Annotated in this window: 18 protein-coding genes; 11 read left to right on the forward strand and 7 right to left on the reverse strand. The window is 74.5% G+C overall.

Annotated elements, in window-relative coordinates; genetic code table 11:
- The first annotated feature begins 49 nt into the window (after positions 1-49).
- Complete coding sequence (locus HUT06_RS14385; protein WP_176196187.1) at positions 50-1,150, forward strand: hypothetical protein; 1,101 nt, start codon at positions 50-52, stop codon at positions 1,148-1,150.
- On the opposite strand, the gene HUT06_RS14390 is transcribed toward HUT06_RS14385, so the two are convergent.
- A complete protein-coding gene (locus tag HUT06_RS14390; RefSeq protein WP_176196188.1) occupies positions 1,144-2,871 on the reverse strand; it encodes a hypothetical protein in 1,728 nt (575 codons plus the stop codon). The genes HUT06_RS14385 and HUT06_RS14390 overlap by 7 nt on opposite strands.
- Before the next feature lie 101 nt (positions 2,872-2,972).
- Here HUT06_RS14390 and HUT06_RS14395 point away from each other — a divergent pair, with 101 nt between their 5' ends.
- From HUT06_RS14395 to HUT06_RS14405, 3 genes are read left to right on the forward strand one after another with little or no spacing between them, the layout of a single operon-like run.
- Positions 2,973-3,647, forward strand: coding sequence for a response regulator transcription factor (locus tag HUT06_RS14395; RefSeq protein ID WP_176196189.1), 675 nt, complete (start codon positions 2,973-2,975; stop codon positions 3,645-3,647).
- On the forward strand, positions 3,644-5,098 hold the full coding sequence (locus HUT06_RS14400) for a cell wall metabolism sensor histidine kinase WalK (protein WP_176196190.1): 1,455 nt from the start codon (positions 3,644-3,646) through the stop codon (positions 5,096-5,098). The genes HUT06_RS14395 and HUT06_RS14400 overlap by 4 nt, the downstream gene beginning before the upstream one ends.
- Entirely contained in the window at positions 5,095-5,625 is a 531-nt protein-coding gene (locus HUT06_RS14405; protein WP_176196191.1) for a hypothetical protein, read from the forward strand. The genes HUT06_RS14400 and HUT06_RS14405 overlap by 4 nt, the downstream gene beginning before the upstream one ends.
- Here HUT06_RS14405 and HUT06_RS14410 read toward each other — a convergent pair whose 3' ends face one another.
- The 4 genes from HUT06_RS14410 to map all read right to left on the reverse strand — a co-directional run bounded on the left by HUT06_RS14410 (position 5,626) and on the right by map (position 9,138).
- Entirely contained in the window at positions 5,626-6,342 is a 717-nt protein-coding gene (locus HUT06_RS14410; RefSeq protein ID WP_176196192.1) for a metal-dependent hydrolase, read from the reverse strand. It lies immediately after the preceding gene.
- 169 nt (positions 6,343-6,511) lie between these two features.
- Complete coding sequence (locus HUT06_RS14415) at positions 6,512-7,519, reverse strand: DNA polymerase ligase N-terminal domain-containing protein (RefSeq protein WP_176196193.1); 1,008 nt, start codon at positions 7,517-7,519, stop codon at positions 6,512-6,514.
- Positions 7,520-7,539: 20 nt separating this feature from the next.
- Positions 7,540-8,229: a helix-hairpin-helix domain-containing protein gene (locus HUT06_RS14420; RefSeq protein ID WP_176196194.1), complete on the reverse strand. Its 690-nt coding sequence runs from the start codon at positions 8,227-8,229 to the stop codon at positions 7,540-7,542.
- 57 nt (positions 8,230-8,286) lie between these two features.
- A complete protein-coding gene (gene map, locus HUT06_RS14425; RefSeq protein ID WP_176196195.1) occupies positions 8,287-9,138 on the reverse strand; it encodes a type I methionyl aminopeptidase in 852 nt (283 codons plus the stop codon).
- Between the two features lie 62 nt (positions 9,139-9,200).
- Here map and HUT06_RS14430 point away from each other — a divergent pair, with 62 nt between their 5' ends.
- Positions 9,201-9,380, forward strand: a complete 180-nt coding sequence (locus tag HUT06_RS14430; protein ID WP_176196196.1) for a hypothetical protein — start codon at positions 9,201-9,203, stop codon at positions 9,378-9,380.
- Positions 9,381-9,395: 15 nt separating this feature from the next.
- Here HUT06_RS14430 and HUT06_RS14435 read toward each other — a convergent pair whose 3' ends face one another.
- Positions 9,396-9,992, reverse strand: coding sequence for a hypothetical protein (locus HUT06_RS14435; RefSeq protein WP_176196197.1), 597 nt, complete (start codon positions 9,990-9,992; stop codon positions 9,396-9,398).
- Positions 9,993-10,084: 92 nt separating this feature from the next.
- On the opposite strand from HUT06_RS14435, the gene npdG reads away from it, so the two are divergent.
- The 4 genes from npdG to HUT06_RS14455 all read left to right on the forward strand — a co-directional run bounded on the left by npdG (position 10,085) and on the right by HUT06_RS14455 (position 13,091).
- Positions 10,085-10,789 carry an NADPH-dependent F420 reductase gene (gene npdG / locus HUT06_RS14440; protein ID WP_176196198.1) on the forward strand — a complete coding sequence of 235 codons (705 nt, stop codon included), beginning with the start codon at positions 10,085-10,087 and terminating at the stop codon, positions 10,787-10,789.
- Between the two features lie 118 nt (positions 10,790-10,907).
- Positions 10,908-11,990: a TrkA family potassium uptake protein gene (locus HUT06_RS14445; protein WP_176196199.1), complete on the forward strand. Its 1,083-nt coding sequence runs from the start codon at positions 10,908-10,910 to the stop codon at positions 11,988-11,990.
- A 32-nt stretch (positions 11,991-12,022) separates the two neighbouring features.
- The gene (locus tag HUT06_RS14450; protein ID WP_176196200.1) at positions 12,023-12,343 is read left to right on the forward strand and encodes a hypothetical protein; all 321 of its coding nucleotides are present in this window, start codon (positions 12,023-12,025) and stop codon (positions 12,341-12,343) included.
- A gap of 4 nt (positions 12,344-12,347) precedes the next feature.
- Entirely contained in the window at positions 12,348-13,091 is a 744-nt protein-coding gene (locus tag HUT06_RS14455) for a hypothetical protein (protein ID WP_254715176.1), read from the forward strand.
- Positions 13,092-13,117: 26 nt separating this feature from the next.
- On the opposite strand, the gene panB is transcribed toward HUT06_RS14455, so the two are convergent.
- Complete coding sequence (panB, locus tag HUT06_RS14460) at positions 13,118-13,969, reverse strand: 3-methyl-2-oxobutanoate hydroxymethyltransferase (protein ID WP_176196201.1); 852 nt, start codon at positions 13,967-13,969, stop codon at positions 13,118-13,120.
- Between the two features lie 147 nt (positions 13,970-14,116).
- Between panB and HUT06_RS14465 the strand changes: the two genes are divergently transcribed.
- A complete protein-coding gene (locus HUT06_RS14465) occupies positions 14,117-15,682 on the forward strand; it encodes an MFS transporter (RefSeq protein ID WP_176196202.1) in 1,566 nt (521 codons plus the stop codon).
- A gap of 29 nt (positions 15,683-15,711) precedes the next feature.
- The gene (locus HUT06_RS14470; RefSeq protein WP_176196203.1) at positions 15,712-16,302 is read left to right on the forward strand and encodes a TetR/AcrR family transcriptional regulator; all 591 of its coding nucleotides are present in this window, start codon (positions 15,712-15,714) and stop codon (positions 16,300-16,302) included.
- Positions 16,303-16,349 lie beyond the last annotated feature (47 nt).

Consider the following 16,349-nt stretch of genomic DNA (forward strand, 5'->3'; position numbering starts at 1 on the left):
GTAGCTAGAAAAGAGACAGAAGCGTACAAGGCTGACCGATCGGGGGATCATGGACGCCGTTACCCTGTCCGAGCTGCGCAAGCCGCGCGCCTACCCGGCGGTGTCGGTGCTGATGCCGACGCACCGCTCCGTCCCGGACAACCGACAGGACCCCATCCGGCTGCGCAACCTGCTGGCCGAGGTCCGGCGGCGGCTGCACGACGACGTCCGCGTCACGCCCGAGGCCGCCGACCATGTCGTCCGGGGCCTGGAGCGGGCGGCGGACGAGGTCGACCTGCGGCACGCCTCCGACGGGCTGGTGCTGTTCGCCGCGCCCGACGGGGAGCACCACGCCTTCACGATCGGCCAGCACGTGGACGAGCGCGTCGTCGTGGACGCCGGGTTCGCCACCCGCGACCTCGTCGCCGCCTACACCCGCACCCCGCGCTACTGGCTGCTGTCGCTGTCGGACCAGCGGAACCGGCTGTGGGACGGCCGCGGCGAGGAACTGGCCGAGCGCACCGGCGGCGGCTTCCCGGTCGAGCCGGAGCCGATCGACGAGGCCGGCTCCGGGCGGCTGGCGCGGCGCGCCGCGCAGGGCGGGGACGGCGAGCGGCAGCGCCGCGCCATGCGGGACGTGGTGGCCGCCCTCGACCGCGTCCTGGCCCGGGACCGCCGCCCGCTGATCGTCGCCGGCGTCACCCGCCACCAGGCGTTCTTCGACGAGGTGGCCGGGCCGCACATCACCGTGGCGGGCCGCGTCGACGGCAGCTTCGAGGGCGCGGCGCCGAGCGCGCTCGCCGAGGCGGCGCGCCCGGCCCTCGCCGCCTACGAGGACCTCCGCGAGGTCGGCGTGCTCGCCGAGCTGGAGGCCGCGCGCAGCATCCAGCGCTACGCGGGCGGGCTCTGCGAGGTCACGCCGCTCGCCGAGGAGGGCCGCGGCGAGCACCTCGTCGTCGAGCGCGGCTACTACGCGCCCGCGGTGAAGGCCCGCGGCGACGAACTGGTCCCGGTGGACGGCATGCCGGGCGTCCTCAAGGGCGCGGACGTCGTCGACGACGCCGTGGACGACGTCATCGAGACGGTGCTGGAGTACGGCGGCGAGGTGACGTTCGTCTCGGACGGCTTCCTCGTCGACCACGGCCGCATCGCCCTGGTGACCCGCTACTGAGCCGCCGGGCAGGACGGGTCGCGCCAGATCACCCAGCCGATCGACCAGTCCTCCCGGGCGTGGTGCCGCCAGCCCGCCGGGTGCCCCGGCCATGACGCCGCCGGGGACGTCCCGTCCGGCAGGGAGACCACGACCGTGCACACGCCGGGCGCGGGCGGGCGGCCGTCGCGGATGTCGATCCGGCCGACGCGGGTCCACCAGACCGGGTGCATGAGCTTGGTCCTGACGCCCCAGTGGACCGCCACGTCCGCGACGACCCCGCCCGCCTGCGGGCCCGGGAGCGGCGGGGCGGGGCGGACGCGCTCGGGGGACGGCCCCATCGCGAACATCAGCGCGGCCAGGCTCGTCCCGGCCAGGGCGGCGGCCATCAGCGGCGTCCGCCCCAGCCGGGACAGGACGGCGAGCACGCAGAGCAGCCCGATCGCGGCCAGCGACGCCTCCTGCAGATGCAGCGCGGTGCGGTCGCCGGTGAGGAACGTGGTCTCGGGGAAGTCGAACGCGATGAACGCGTGGGTGCGGAGCCGCTCGCCCGCGTAGACGCTCACCCATGCCCCCGCCGCCGCGAGGACGAGGACGGACGACGCCGCCAGCAGGAGGGCCCTGCGGGCGCCCGACCGCAGCAGCGCCGCCGCCCCGGCCAGCGCGTAGACCAGGGCGACGCACGACAGGTACCGGCCGTAGGCGAAGTTGCCGACCCGGTGCTCGTCCGGCAGCGCGGCCGACGACGCGTAGGCGATCCCGAACGTGGCGGCGAGCAGCACGCCCGCCATGATCCGGTCGGCCGCCGGGGTGCGCCGCCGCACGAGCGCCACCGCCACGACGGCGAGGCCCACCCCGGCCAGCCCCCAGGTGGAGACGACCAGGTACCAGACCTGCCCGGCGGCCCCCGACAGCGCCCACGCCTGCCCGCCGGCCGTGGTCAGCCGGGTCTCGACGTTCGCCGCCAGGTCGCGGACGCCGCCCGGGTACAGCGCCGCCTCCAGCCGCGCGTTCAGCGCCGCCCCGAGGGCGTAGCCGGCGGCGGCCGCGCCGCCCCCGGCCAGGGCCCGGCGCCACCGCCGCCCGCTCACCGCGATGACGGCCAGCGCCAGGGCGTGGACGAGCAGGACGATCGTCCCGCGCGAGTGGACGGCCGCCGCGGCGGACGCGGCCAGGCTCGCGAGCACCGTGCCGACCGCGCCGCCGTCGCGGGCGAAGCGGTCGAGCGCCAGCAGCCAGGCCAGGACGAGCACCGGCAGGACGGCGTCCGCGAGCGCGAAGGCGCCGAAGAACGCCCCGGCGGGCAGCAGCGCCGCCGCGAACGCCAGGGGGAGCGCGGTGCGGCGGCCGAGCCCGAACCGCCGCGCCGCCGCGTACCCGAGCGGGAACAGCGCCGCGCCGAGCACCGCGTTGATCGCCATGACCGCCGTGTAGACCGTCGCCGGGTCGTGCGCGAACCAGTAGGCGGGCGTCAGCAGCAGCGGGTAACCGCCCTGGTAGAAGGTATTGCCGGACAGGTCGGCGCCGGGCCCGCCGGCCAGCCACCGGGCGGCGACGAGGTAGCCGGTCTCGTCGGGGTTGGCGGCCGGCCCGGTCCGGGCGCGGGCGAACCACAGCCGGACCGCCGCCTGCGCCAGCACGCCCGCGACGAGCAGCCAGGGCAGCGCGCGGGGACGGCGGCGGCCGGGCGGGGCGGGCGCGGCCGGGGCGGCCGGCCGGGGCCGGACGGTCGTGACGATCATGGGCCCCACCGTCGCGGCGGCCCGTCATGATCCCGTGCCGGGGATGTCCGGATCTTGTGACAGAAGGCGCCGAATGATCACCGGTGGCGGATACTGTGCCGGTGGCGAGCATTCTGTTCATCGAGGACGACCCGTCCGCGCGGACGGCCCTGGAGCTGGCGCTGACCCGCCAGGGGCACGGCGTGACGTCCCGGACCACCGGCGAGGACGGCCTGGCGGCGCTGCGGTCGCGGCGCCCCGAGATCGCGATCCTGGACGTGATGCTCCCCGGCATCGACGGGATCGAGGTGTGCCGCCGCATCCGCCGCGAGGACTCGCTGCCGGTGATCCTGCTGACCGCGCGCGGCGACGACCTCGACATCGTCCTCGGCCTGGAGGCGGGCGCCGACGACTACGTGGTGAAGCCCGTCGAGCCGCGCGTCCTCGACGCCCGCATCCGGGCCGTGCTGCGGCGCGCCGACCAGACCCGCACCGACCGGTCCGCCTACGGCGACCTCGTCATCGACCGGCTGTCGCTGAAGGTGACCAAGGGCGGCACCGACCTGCGCCTCACCCCGACCGAGCTGCGGCTGCTGCTGGAGCTGGCCCGCCGGCCCGGGCGGGCCCTCACCCGCCAGCACCTGCTCGCCGAGGTGTGGGAGCACACCTACCCGGGCGACTCCCGGCTCGTGGACGCGTGCGTGCAGCGCGTCCGCGCCAAGATCGAGGACGAGCCGGCCGAGCCGCGGCTGATCGAGACCGTCCGGGGGTTCGGCTACCGGTTCGCCGCGCCATGATGGGCCGCACCCGGCTCACCGGGCTGCGGATGCGGCTCGCCGCCGCGTTCACGGCGGTCGCGCTGCTGGCGTCCGTGCTCGCCTCCGGCATCTCCTACGTGCTGATGCGCCGGATGATGCTGCAGCGCGCGCAGGACGCGGTGCTGTCCGACATCCGCGGCACCCTCGCCCAGCAGGTCCCGGTCGAGCTGCCGCCCGACGCGGGGCCGCTGCTCGGCGCGGCCCTGGAGAAGGCGCTCGGCGCGGCCCCGGGCCGCAAGGCGGTCGCGGTGCCGGTGCCGCTGATCGGCGGCGAGACCGGCGTCCCGCCGCCCGGCGCGCTGGACGTCCCGGTGAGCGGGGAGTTCGCCCGCCGCGCGCTGCGCGGCGTGGTCTTCCAGCGCGTGTACCGCAACGGCACGCCCTACCTGCTCGTCGGCACCCGCGTCACCGGCTACACGACCACCGAGGACGAGCCGTGGCGGACGACGCCGCCGATGGTGTTCGTCTCGGCGAGCCTGCGCCGCGAGGCCGCCGACCTGCGGCTGTTCACCCGCGTGCTGCTGATCGCGGACGCCGCCGCGCTGGTGGCGGCGCTCGGCCTGGCGCTGCTGGCGACGCGGGGCGTGCTGGGCCCGGTGCGCCGCCTCGGCGCCGCCGCCCGCGCGCTCGGCGCGGGGGAGCTCGGCACCCGGGTCCAGGTGCGCGGCCGGGACGAGCTCGCCGACCTCGCCCGCACGTTCAACGGCACCGCGGACGCCCTGGAGCGCACGGTCACCGAGCTGCGCGCGATGGAGGCCGCGTCCCGCCGGTTCGTCGCGGACGTCTCGCACGAGCTGCGCACCCCCCTCACCTCGATGGTCGCGATGACCGGCGTGCTGGCCGAGGAGGCGGCGGACGCGCCGGACGGCGGCGCGGTGCGGCTCGTCGCGGCGGAGACGCGGCGGCTCGGCGCGCTGGTGGAGAACCTGATCGAGATCAGCCGGTTCGACGCGGGCGCCGCGGCGCTCGTCCTCGACGACGTGAACGTGGCCGCGGCGGTCGGCGCCACCCTGGCGGCGCGCGGCTGGCAGGACGAGGTGGCGGTGGCGGGCCCCGCGGACCTGGTCGTCCGGCTGGACCCGCGGCGGTTCGACGTCATCGTCGCCAACCTCGCCGGGAACGCCCTCAAGCACGGGCGCCCGCCGGTCACGCTGCGCTTCGAGCGCACCGAGGAGGGCGCCGGCGGCGTGCGGCTCGTGGTCGCCGACCGCGGCCCCGGCCTTCCCGGCGACCTGGCCGCCGTGGTCTTCGACCGGTTCACCAAGGCCGAGGCGGCGCGCTCGCGCAGCGAGGGCAGCGGCCTCGGCCTCTCCATCGCGAAGGAGAACGCGGTGCTGCACGGCGGGACGCTGGACGCCGCGAACGGGCCGGACGGCGGCGCCGTGTTCACGCTGTGGCTGCCCGGCGGCGAGGCGGAGGAACCGGCATGAGACGGCCGCACCGGGTGCTGACGGCCGCGGCGGCCTGCGCCGCCCTCGCCGGCTGCGGGATCAGGCCGACCGGGATCCTCCCGGCGGGGGAGGTGCCGACCGCCGGCGCGCATCCCGCCACGGTCACCGTGTACCTCGTCCACGGCGACCGGCTCCGGGCCGTGTCGCGGCCAGGCCTGCCCGGGCAGCCGCACCTGGGCATCGACCAGCTGAACGTGCCGCCGACCGCGCGGGAGCGCGCCATGGGGCTGCGCACCGAGGTCGACGTGCCGCTGGAGGCGTACTCGGTCATCGACGCGTCCGGCGCGGAAGGCGCGGCCAGCGCGGTCGGCGTGCGCGCGCAGATGGTCGTCCGGTCGCCCGGCGCCGGGGCGCAGAGCTGGTCGCGGATCGCGATGGCCCAGGTCGTCTGCACGGCGCAGGCCGTCCCGGGCATCGAGCGCGTCACCCTGTGGAAGGGCCCGTCCAAGGACAGGGCCGCGTGGACGTTCTCGACCTGCGACCAGTTCGCCGACCTGCTCGAATGATCAGTTCCGGGTCAGCCACTCGGTGGTGGCCTCGCCGAGGACCGAGCGGACGGCGAGGACGGCGATGCCGAGGGTGAGCACGGGCATCACGACCCAGCGCTCCACCTTGCCGTCCGTCCGCGGGACGAGCGGAATGTCGATCCGCCACGGCAGCGGCCAGAACACCGGGCAGCCGCGCGGTGTCAGGCAGTCGCCGACGACGTGCGCGAAGCAGCCGAGCGCGACCGCGAACCCGACGAAGCTCATATCGATCTTGTGCATCAGCCAGACGGCGACGAGGGCGAGCGCGCAGTCGGCGAGCGCCGACTGCGGCTCCTTGCCCTCGAAGTCCAGCCCGACGCCGCGCAGCCCCAGGCCGACGATCATGAAGAGGCAGGCCCACCAGGCGTAGAGGTAGTGGGTGGCGAGGGTGTCCATCGCCCAGCCCATGCCGACCGCGAACAGGATCGAGTGGGTCGCGTGCCGGTGCCCGCCGGACACCTTCCCGATCCACTTGCACATGTGGTGGGTGATGGGGCCGAACGTGTTGGCGATGCGGCCGTTGTGGTGGTCGATGTCCGGCAGGATCGCCGCGCCCGCGCACACCACGGCGCCCGCGGCGACCTGCTCCACCGACAGCGACACCGCGTGGTCGCCGAGGAGCCGCTCGTAGCCGAGCACCGGGACGGCGGCCAGCCACGCCAGCGCGCCGCTCAGGGCGTGCGTCTTGCCCATCATGTGCCGTTCCCCGCCTTCCAGACCGTCCCCACCGCCCGTACTCAGGGCGGGACTCTAACCGGCACCTGATCGTTTTCAGTGGCGACGCGCCGAAGCGGGTGCTACGTCCCTTTGACGCGGAAGGTGAGGGCTCTGGTTCCCCCGGCGAGCGCGTACCGAGTCGGGGGCGTCAGGCCGGGATGAAGCGCCAGGCGCCGGACTCCTCGCCCGGCTCGTACGGGGAGTCCAGGCGCTTGGCGAGCACCCCCGGCAGGTCCTGGTCGCGCGCCGCCGCCGCGACGGCGTCGCCGTCCCCGGGGAACCAGGGGGCCGTCTGCCAGGCCGGCCCCGACAGCGCGAGGCCGTCGAGCCGCTCGCGCCGCTCCCGGTACGGGACGTCCAGCAGCGGATGCCCGTCCAGATGGAGCAGGTCGTAGATCATGTAGGTCTCGCGGCCGTCCAGGACGGCCAGCTCCCCGTCGAGCACCGCGCGCCGGGAGCCCAGCCCGGCGCCGAGCCGGGAGCCGAGCCCGCCGGGGCCGTCCACGGCGCGGCCCCGGCCGTCGGTGAACCGGGTCCGCCCGCCCTCGGCGTAGGCGGCCAGCCGCCGGCCGCCCCACGCGAACTCGAAGCCCCACGCGCCCTGGTCGCGGGGCAGCCGCGCCCGCCGCGCCGGCCGCATCGGGCGCACCGACTCCGGCAGCGGCTCGGCGTCCGGGTCGGCGGGCGGGTCCATCCGGTGGATCATCCAGTTCTTCCCGCGCGTCCGGAACAGCACGTACCGGCCGGAGACCCGCGAACCGTGGATGACGATCTTCACCTCGCGCTCGGACCACTTCTCCGTCTCGTACGTCCCGCGGTCCCAGACGGTCATCGTCCCGGCGCCGTACTCGCCGCGCGGGATCTCGCCCTCGAACGTCGCGTACTCCAGCGGGTGGTCCTCGGTGTGCACGGCGAGGTGGTTCGTCTCCGGGGTCCACGGCAGGCCCTTGGGGACGGCCCACGACACCAGCACCCCGTCGCGTTCGAGCCGCAGGTCCCAGTGCAGGCTGGTCGCGTGGTGCTCCTGGACGACGAACGTGTCGTCGTTCCCGCGCGGCACGGCCGCGTCGGCGGGCACGGGCTCCGGCGTGCGTCCCGGATCGCGCCTGCCCCGGTACTCGGCGAGCCGGTCGCCGCCCGTCTTCTTCGGGCTCACGCCGGGGACATACCCGAAGATCAGCGGATGAAGACGGCGTAGTCGGCGACATCGCTCGTGAGGTCCGGCGGCAGCCCCGCGACGGCGGCCAGCTCCTCTGCGGACATGAACCCGCCCGCCTCCGCCCGCACCCGCGTGATCCGCGCCGCGAGCTCCGGGGTGACGCCGGGCAGCAGCGTCAGCGCCTCGGCGGGGGCGTGGTTGACGTCGACGAGCCCGCCGTCGTTGTACCGGCGCGGCAGGTCGGGCCGCCCGATCCGCAGCTCCTTGGCGAGGCCCGGGTCGGCGGCGGCCAGCTCCCGCGCCTTGTCGCGCAGCAGCCGGCGGCGCTTGACCTGCTCCACCACGGCCTCGTTGTCGACGGCCGACAGCCCGTGCGGGTCGAACACCCGGCGCCGGATCAGGAACGCGTGTCCGCAGCCCACCACGGCGAGCACGAACAGCAGGATGCCCACCAGCCGCTCGGCGCCCTCGTCCTTGCCGATGTCCGGGAGCAGGAACATCGCCAGCGCGAACACGCCGAGGTAGGCGGCCGTGGACACCAGCAGGTGCGCGCTGCGCCGCCACAGCGCCGCCGCGGCGAACGTGAACGGCGTGGCGTAGCCGAGGGTCAGGAACGGCAGCGCCGCCCACGTCACGCTCAGCGCCGCCCGCCCCGGAGGCATGCTGTCGGACGGAACCCTCGGCTCGTACGGCGCTGGGGCGTTCATCCAGAAATTCTCCCGGCCGGCTGGGGCGCTGAATCGGACTCTAGATCAAGGGGACCGTCACGGGAGGGTGAGGATTTCGTGGCCGTCATCGGTCACCAGCAGCGTGTGCTCGAACTGTGCCGTGCGCTTGCGGTCCTTGGTGACGACCGTCCAGCCGTCCGGCCACATGTCGTAGTCGTGGGTGCCGAGCGTCAGCATCGGTTCGATCGTGAACGTCATCCCCGGCTCGATGATCGTCGTGGCGGCGGGGTCGTCGTAGTGCGGGACGACCAGCCCCGAGTGGAAGGTCGTGCCGATCCCGTGCCCGGTGAAGTCGCGGACGACCCCGTACCCGAACCGCTTGGCGTAGGACTCGATGACCCGCCCGATCACGTTCAGCGCCCGCCCCGGCTTGACCGCGCGGATGCCGCGCATCGTCGCCTCGCGGGTGCGCTCCACCAGCAGCCGCGACTCCTCGTCGGCGTCGCCGCACAGGAACGTCGCGTCGGTGTCGCCGTGCACGCCGTCGATGTAGGCGGTGATGTCGATGTTGATGATGTCGCCGTCGCGCAGGACCGTGTCGTCCGGGATGCCGTGGCAGATCACCTCGTTGATCGAGGTGCACAGCGACTTCGGGAACCCGCGGTAGCCCAGCGTCGACGGGTAGGCGCCGTGGTCCAGCAGGAACTCGTGCCCGATCCGGTCGAGCTCGTCGGTGGTGACGCCCGGCCGGATGTGCGCGCCGACCTCCGCCAGCGCCTGCGCCGCGATCTTGCCCGCCACCCGCATCCGCTCGATGATCTCGGGGGTCTTGACGTCCGGCTCCCCGGTCCGCGGCCGCTTCTTGCCCACGTACTCCGGACGCGGAATGGTCGACGGGACCTTCCGCATCGGTGAAACGTTTCCGGGCCGGAGCAGCTGGGTCGTCATAGTGATGGAGTGTAGTCAGCGGGATCGGGGCAACGAATCCCCGCGGAGCGAGAGGAGCGCCGATGGCCGACGACGACGGTGACTGGTGGTTCTGCCTGAAGCACATGAAGCCCGAGCACGGGGCCGGCTGCCCCGGCAAGGACCGGATGGGGCCGTACGCGTCCGAGGGCGAGGCCGCGAACGCCCTGGAGCTGGCCCGCGAGCGCAACGAGTCCTGGCGCCGCCGCGAGCCGGACGACTGATCAGTCCACGACGGGTCAGTCCACGACGGGGCCGGAGACCACGTCGAGGAGCCTGGCGAGCCGGTCGCGGAGCCCCCGGGGCGTCCGCGCCGGCTCCCGCCCGGCCGCCGCGCTGACCAGGTGCTGCGCCCCGTCGAACGACATCAGCGCCTCGTCTGGCGGGACGGTCAGCGCCTCGTGCGCGAGGCCGCGCAGCTCCCGGTCGCCGCCCTCCAGCGCCAGCACGGTCGCGCCGGTGCGGCGGGCGTCGTCGACCCGCTCCAGCAACGGGACGGGCGCCTCCTCCTCGGCGACGACGAACAGCGTCTCGCCGCGCCGCGCCGCCTCCAGCCGCTCCAGGCCGACCCGCAGGTGCGGGGGCGCGTCCGCGGGCGGCGTCCAGCGGACCAGCGTCGGCGCCAGTCCGGGGACGCCGCCGAGCCGGCTCTCGTCGTCCAGGTGCGCGGCCAGGTGCCACGGGTCGCCGGCGGGCGTGCCGACCAGCAGCAGCCCGCCCGGCGTGCGGGAGGTGCCCCGCAGCGCCCGGCCGAACTCCTCGGTCCGCTCCAGCCAGCCCGTGGTCGACAGGACCTCGCGCAACAGGGTGATCTGCTCGGCGTCCACGCGCACCATGGTGCCGCACCCGGCGCCCTGATCAGGCGGTTTTCCGCGAGCCGGCGGCCCTGGCCGCGGCGGCCCCGCGCCGGTTTGGCAGACTCGGCCGCATGACTGAGCAGCAGCAGAAGACGCCCTACGACCTCCCCGACGTCAGCGGCCTGTCGATCGGCATCCTCGGCGGCACCGGTGACCAGGGCAAGGGCCTCGCGCGCCGGTTCGCGCTCGCCGGGCACACGGTGACGATCGGGTCGCGCAAGGCCGAGCGCGCCCAGGCCGCCGCCGACGAGCTGGCCGCCGAGGGCGCCGGCCCGCGGATCTCCGGCGCGGAGAACCCGGTCGCCGCCGGACGCTCGGACGTGGTCGTCGTCGCCGTCCCGTGGGACGGCCACAAGGCCACGCTGGAGTCGCTGCGCGCCGAGCTGGCCGGCAAGATCGTCGTGGACTGCGTGAACCCGCTCGGCTTCGAGAAGGGCAAGGGCGCGTTCGCGCTGCCGGTCGAGGAGGGCAGCGCCGCCGAGCAGGCCGCCGCCGTGCTGGCCGACAGCCGCGTGGTCGCCGCCTTCCACCACGTCTCCGCCAAGCTGCTGCTCGACCCCGGCGTGGACGAGATGGAGCTGGACGTCCTCGTCCTCGGCAACGACCGCGAGGCCACCGACCTCGTCCAGGCCCTCGCGGGCCGCATCCCCGGCATGCGCGGCGTCTATGGCGGCCGGCTGCACAACGCCCACCAGGTCGAGGCGTTCACCGCCAACCTCATCTCCATGAACCGCCGCTACAAGGCCCACGCGGGACTGCGCATTACCGATGTCTGACCGGCGGCTGGAATGGAGCGCCAGCGGAATGGAGGACGACGGTCGGACTCCTTTCGGGGGGTCTGGGGGTCGTCCCCCCAGAAGGTGAAGGATCGTTAGGCTCGGTGTGGTGCCGGGTTTGAACGATCCTGAGGCGGCGCGGCGGCCGCTGGTCCTGCTGCCCTCGGCGAGGACGGGGCCGCTGCGCGCGGTGGCGAAGCGGGTCGGTATCGCGCTGCTGCTGCTGTTCGCGGTGGTCGCCGCCGTGTACGCCGACCGCGACGGCTACCGCGACAGCGGCGACGGGAAGCTGTCGCTGCTGGACGCCTTCTACTACGCCACGGTGACCGTCTCGACCACCGGCTACGGCGACATCACGCCGGTGGGGGACGCGGCCCGGTTCGTCAACATCGTCTTCATCACGCCCGTGCGGGTGCTGTTCCTCATCGTCCTCGTGGGCACGACCCTGGAGGTCCTGGCGGAACGCACCCGCGAGGACTGGCGCAAGTCACGCTGGAGGGCACGCGTGCGCGACCACATCGTGGTGGCCGGCTACGGCACGAAGGGCCGCAGCGCCATCAAGACCCTGCTGAGCACGGGCGTCGACCGCGGGTCGATCGTCGTCGTCGACCCGGACCCGCGCGTGGTCGCGGAGGCCGCGGAGGCCGGGTTCGTGAGCATCGTCGGGGACGCGACGCGCAACTCGGTGCTGAAGCAGGCCGGGGTGCAGCGGGCCCGGGAGATCGTGGTGGCGAGCGCCCGCGACGACACCGCGGTGCTGATCACCCTGACCGCGCGGCAGCTCAACCCGCACGCCGGGATCCAGGCGTCGGTGCGCGAGTCGGAGAACGTCCCGCTGCTGCGGCAGTCGGGCGCCGACCGCGTGGTGACGTCGTCGGAGGCGGCGGGCCGGCTGCTCGGGATGTCCACCAGCCAGCCCGCGGTCAGCGAGGTCATCGAGGACCTCCTCGACCAGGGCAGCGGCCTGGACCTGGTATCGCGCGCGGTGCGGCCGGACGAGGTCGGCGGGTCGCTGGCCGCGGTGCGCGAGCCGGCGCTCGCGGTCGTCCGGGACGGCCGGACGCTGCCGTTCGACCATCCGCGGTGCACCACCCTGGAGGCCGGCGACCGGCTGATCGTCGCGCGCTCGTCGCCGCGCCCGCGCGCCGGATCCGACGGCGGGAAGGGAGCGGACGGCGCCTCCGCTGCGTCCGAACAGTGACATATCATCAGGGTGGCTACAGGCAGGTGGACATGCGAGAGATCCGGTCGGCAGATCCGTGGAGCGCCTTTCTCGCCCCTCCCGGGCGCGGCGCGGGAGCGCGCCGGGAGCCCGGTGCGGCGCCCGCCGCCGAGCCCGGTCCGCCCGGCGCCGGGCCCGTGCCCGAGGACGCGTGCCGGCGCGTGCTCGCCCAGTTGCGGACGGCCGGGACGCCGCAGTCGCTGGAGCAGCTCCACCACGCCACCCGGCTCGGGCTGCTCGAGGTCGCGGACGCCGTGGACGCGCTGCGCGAGCGCGGCCTGGTCGCCGTGGACCGGGAGATCGACGAGGTCGTCCGGCTGACCGGGGACTGAGCCGGTGCTCGGGTACGTCGTCGCCGTCTCGCTGAGCTGCCTGGTCGGCATCGCCGAGCTGGTCAGCCGCTACCGGGACCGGCCCACCACGCTCGTCCGGGTGCCGAGCACCTGGGCGTACGTGCTGATCAACGGGGGAGCGGGCGCCGGGTCGCTGCTGCTCCTGCACACCTTCGGCTGGCGGTTCGGCGTGCAGTCGCCGCACGTCGCGGACGCCACGCAGGTGCTGGTCGCGAGCCTCGGCTCGATGATGGTGTTCCGCAGCGCGGTGTTCACCGTCCGGGTCGGGGACGAGGACGTCGCGGTCGGGCCGAGCACGCTGCTGACCTCGCTGCTCGCCGCCGCCGACCGGGGCGTCGACCGCATGCAGGCCAAGACCCGCGCGCAGGAGGCCGGGGAGATCATGCGCGGCGTCTCGTTCGCGAAGTCGCGGCTGGCGCTGCCGACCTACTGCCTGGGGCTGCTGCAGAACGTGTCCGCCGAGGACCAGGCCGACCTGCGCACCGCCGTGGACGCCCTGGCGGGCAGCGAGATGACCGACGGGCAGATGGCCCTCAACCTGGGGCTGCTGCTGATGAACGTGGCCGGGCCCGACGTGCTGCGCTCCGCCGTGGAGACGCTCCGCGACGAGATCACGGCCGACGGCGCGCAGGGGCGCCTCGTCCCGCCGCCCCGCGAGGCCGAGGACCGCCAGGCGGGCGGGGGCGGGGCGCGCGTCCGGGCGGCCCGGTCGGACCCCGACGAGTAGGGCGCGACCGGGCCGTCGCGGGACGGTTACCGGTAGGTGTGCTCGGGGGCCGGGAAGACGCCGCCGACGACCTCCTCGGCGTAGCCGCGGGCGGCCTCGCCGAGCAGGGTGTTCAGGTCGGCGAACTTCTTGACGAACTTGGCGGTGTGCGGGGTGAGGCCCGCCATGTCCTGCCAGACGAGCACCTGCGCGTCGGTGCCGCTGCCGCCGCCGATGCCGATCGTCGGGATCGACAGCGACGCGGTGACGCGGGCGGCGAGGTCGGCGGGGACGCATTCGAGGACGAGCGCGAACGCGCCCGCGGCCTCCAGGGCCTTGGCGTCGGCCATCAGCTCGTCGCCGTCCTGGCCGCGGCCCTGCACCCGGTAGCCGCCGAAGACGTTCACCGACTGCGGGGTGAGGCCGAGGTGCCCCATGACCGGGATGCCGGCGGAGACGAGCGCCTCGGCCTGCGGGATGACCCGGCGGCCGCCCTCCAGCTTGATCGCGTGCGCGCCCGCCTCCTTCATGAAGCGGGTGGCGGTCGTCAGCGCCTCGCCGACGCCCGTCTGGTACGAGCCGAACGGCAGGTCGGCGACGACCATGGCGCGCTTGGAGCCGCGCACGACGGCCGCGGTCAGCGGGATCAGCTCGTCCACGGTGACGGGGATGGTGGAGTCGTAGCCGTAGACGACCATCGCGGCGGAGTCGCCGACGAGCAGCACGGGGATGCCGGCCTCGTCGAAGACCCGCGCGGTCTGCGCGTCGTACGCGGTGAGCATCGGCCACTTCTCGTGCCGCTCCTTGGCGGCGGCGATGTCGCGTACGGTCACCCTGCGCGTGCTCGTGCCGCCGTAGAGGGTGGTCGGCTGTGCTGGGGGTGCGACAGATGAAGACATGCGAGAACCTCCGGTCTTGAGGCGCCACGGTGGCGTACCCAGACGGAACCGATCGTGCCACTTCGAAAACGATTCGGGTACCCCGGGGATTCCCTCAATTCGGGCAGGCCGGGAATAGGTTACGAAACGCTACCGTTGCGTATCGGCATGGACCCCCAGACGATTCAGCGGCGCCGGTGGTACGTCCTCGGCGTCCTCACCATGAGCCTGCTGGTGGTCGTGCTCGACAACACGATCCTCAACGTCGCGCTCAAGACCATCGCCGACTCGGAGAAGGGGCTCGGCGCCACGCAGAGCCAGCTCGAGTGGTCGATCAACTCCTACACGCTCGTCTTCGCCGGGCTGCTGTTCACCTTCGGCGTGATCGGCGACCGGCTCGGCCGCAAGCGGGTGCTGATGGGCGGCATGGCGGTGTTCGCCGTCGCCTCGCTGCTGTCGGCCTACGCGCAGACCCCCGACCAGCTCATCTACGCCCGCGCCCTGATGGGGCTCGGCGGCGCCGCGGTGATGCCGCAGACGCTGTCGATCATCACCAACGTCTTCGAGCCGCACGAGCGCGCCCGCGCGATCGGCATCTGGGCCGGCGCGGTCGGCCTCGGCGTCGCGATCGGCCCCCTCACCGGCGGGCTGCTGCTCGCCCACTTCTGGTGGGGCTCGGTGTTCCTCATCAACGTCCCGGTCATCGCGGTCGGCGTCGTGCTGATGGCGTTCCTCGTGCCCGAGTCCCGCAACCCCGAGCCCGGACGGCTCGACCCGCTCGGCGTCGTGCTGTCGGTCATCGGCCTCGTCGTCCTGTCGTACGGGATCATCCAGGGCGGCGAGAAGGGCGACTGGCTCGCGCTCCCCGTGCTCGGCCCTATCCTCGCCGGCGCCGCCGTCATCGCGCTGTTCGTCGCGCACGAGGCCCGCACCGCGTCCCCGGCGTTCGACGTCCGGCTGTTCCGGGACCCGCGCATGTCGGCGGCCGTCGCGTCCATCGCGCTGTGCTTCTTCGCCGCGAGCGGCGTGTTCTTCTTCGCCAACTTCTACATGCAGTCGGTGCGCGGCCTGACCCCGCTGGAGTCCGGCGCGATGGTGCTGCCGTTCGCCATCGCCCAGCTCGCGTTCGCCCCGCGCAGCGCCGCGATGGTGCAGCGCTTCGGCGCCAAGGCCGTCTGCACGACCGGCCTGCTGCTGGTCGCCGCCGCGCTGGCGAGCTACCAGTTCATCGGCACCGACACCCCGATGTGGATCCTCGGCGTGATCTTCTTCGTGCAGGGCACCGGGATGGCCAACGTCATGCCGCCGGCCACCGAGTCGGTCATGTCGGCGCTGCCGCGCGAGAAGGCCGGCGCCGGATCGGCCATCAACAACACCGCCCGGCAGGTCGCCGTCGCGATGGGCGTGGCCGTGCTCGGCTCCGTCGTCGCCTCCGTCTACCGCCGCGACCTGGACGGCGACCTCGCCGCGCTGCCCCCGGGCGCGCGGGAGGCGGCCGGCGAGTCCATCGAGGGCGCGCACGCCGTCGCCGCGCGGATGGGCGACGCCGGGCGCCAGCTCGCCGGGCACGCCGACGCCGCGTTCGTCAACGCCATGCACACCGCGTCCGTCGCCGCCGCCGTCATCGCGCTCCTCGGCGCGCTGGTCGTCGCCAAGTGGATGCCCGGACGCACCTCCACAGCCTCCGCCGCGCAGGCCGAGGCACCGCGCGAACCGGAGAAGGCCGCCGCATGAGGGCGCGGATGTGAGAACGTGAACGCGCCATGACCGGGACAGAGCGGCGGCACGGCGGGCGACCCCGCAGCGAGCGTGCCGAGAAGGCCATCATCGAGGCGGTCCTCGACCTCCTCGCCGAGGAGTCGGGGGTGGACGGGGTGTCGGTGGAGGCGGTCGCCGCGCGGGCCGGCGTCGGCAAGACGACGATCTACCGGCGCTGGCCCGGCAAGGACGCGCTGATCCTGGACGCCCTCGGGTCGGCCAAGGCGCCGCTGCCCGAGCCGTCCGGCGGCTCCGTCCGCGACGACCTCACCGAGCTGGCGCGCGCGATGGCCGCCGAGCGCGGCCGCCGCTACCTGCGGGTCTTCTGGAACGTCATGGGCGGCGCCGAGAAGTACCCCGAGCTGTACGCCCGCTACCGCCGCGACATCATCGAGCCGCGCCGCGACGTCGTGCGCCGGGTGCTGCGGCGCGGCGTGCGGACCGGGGAGCTGCGCGCCGACCTCGACGTCGAGGCGGCGATGTCGATGCTGCTCGGCACCCTCGCCGGCCGCCGGCCCGGGGAGAGCTTTCCCGACGGCCGCGCCGAGGCCGTCGTCGACACCCTCATGCGGGGCATCGGAGCGGTCCCGCGATGACGCGGCGACGACGGAAGCGAAGCGATTTCGGCACGGTAGGCGTGATC

Origin of the sequence: Actinomadura sp. NAK00032, assembly GCF_013364275.1 — a bacterium.
In the GTDB taxonomy this organism is placed as follows: Bacteria; Actinomycetota; Actinomycetes; order Streptosporangiales; family Streptosporangiaceae; genus Spirillospora.

Coding starts and splice junctions, on each gene's coding strand:
- HUT06_RS14385 (WP_176196187.1), top strand. CDS start 50: ATGGACGCCGTTACCCTGTCCGAGCTGCGCAAGCCGCGCGCCTACCCG.
- HUT06_RS14390 (WP_176196188.1), bottom strand. CDS start 2,871: ATGATCGTCACGACCGTCCGGCCCCGGCCGGCCGCCCCGGCCGCGCCC.
- HUT06_RS14400 (WP_176196190.1), top strand. CDS start 3,644: ATGATGGGCCGCACCCGGCTCACCGGGCTGCGGATGCGGCTCGCCGCC.
- HUT06_RS14405 (WP_176196191.1), top strand. CDS start 5,095: ATGAGACGGCCGCACCGGGTGCTGACGGCCGCGGCGGCCTGCGCCGCC.
- HUT06_RS14410 (WP_176196192.1), bottom strand. CDS start 6,342: ATGATGGGCAAGACGCACGCCCTGAGCGGCGCGCTGGCGTGGCTGGCC.
- HUT06_RS14420 (WP_176196194.1), bottom strand. CDS start 8,229: ATGAACGCCCCAGCGCCGTACGAGCCGAGGGTTCCGTCCGACAGCATG.
- map (WP_176196195.1), bottom strand. CDS start 9,138: ATGACGACCCAGCTGCTCCGGCCCGGAAACGTTTCACCGATGCGGAAG.
- HUT06_RS14430 (WP_176196196.1), top strand. CDS start 9,201: ATGGCCGACGACGACGGTGACTGGTGGTTCTGCCTGAAGCACATGAAG.
- HUT06_RS14435 (WP_176196197.1), bottom strand. CDS start 9,992: ATGGTGCGCGTGGACGCCGAGCAGATCACCCTGTTGCGCGAGGTCCTG.
- npdG (WP_176196198.1), top strand. CDS start 10,085: ATGACTGAGCAGCAGCAGAAGACGCCCTACGACCTCCCCGACGTCAGC.
- HUT06_RS14450 (WP_176196200.1), top strand. CDS start 12,023: ATGCGAGAGATCCGGTCGGCAGATCCGTGGAGCGCCTTTCTCGCCCCT.
- panB (WP_176196201.1), bottom strand. CDS start 13,969: ATGTCTTCATCTGTCGCACCCCCAGCACAGCCGACCACCCTCTACGGC.
- HUT06_RS14465 (WP_176196202.1), top strand. CDS start 14,117: ATGGACCCCCAGACGATTCAGCGGCGCCGGTGGTACGTCCTCGGCGTC.
- HUT06_RS14470 (WP_176196203.1), top strand. CDS start 15,712: ATGACCGGGACAGAGCGGCGGCACGGCGGGCGACCCCGCAGCGAGCGT.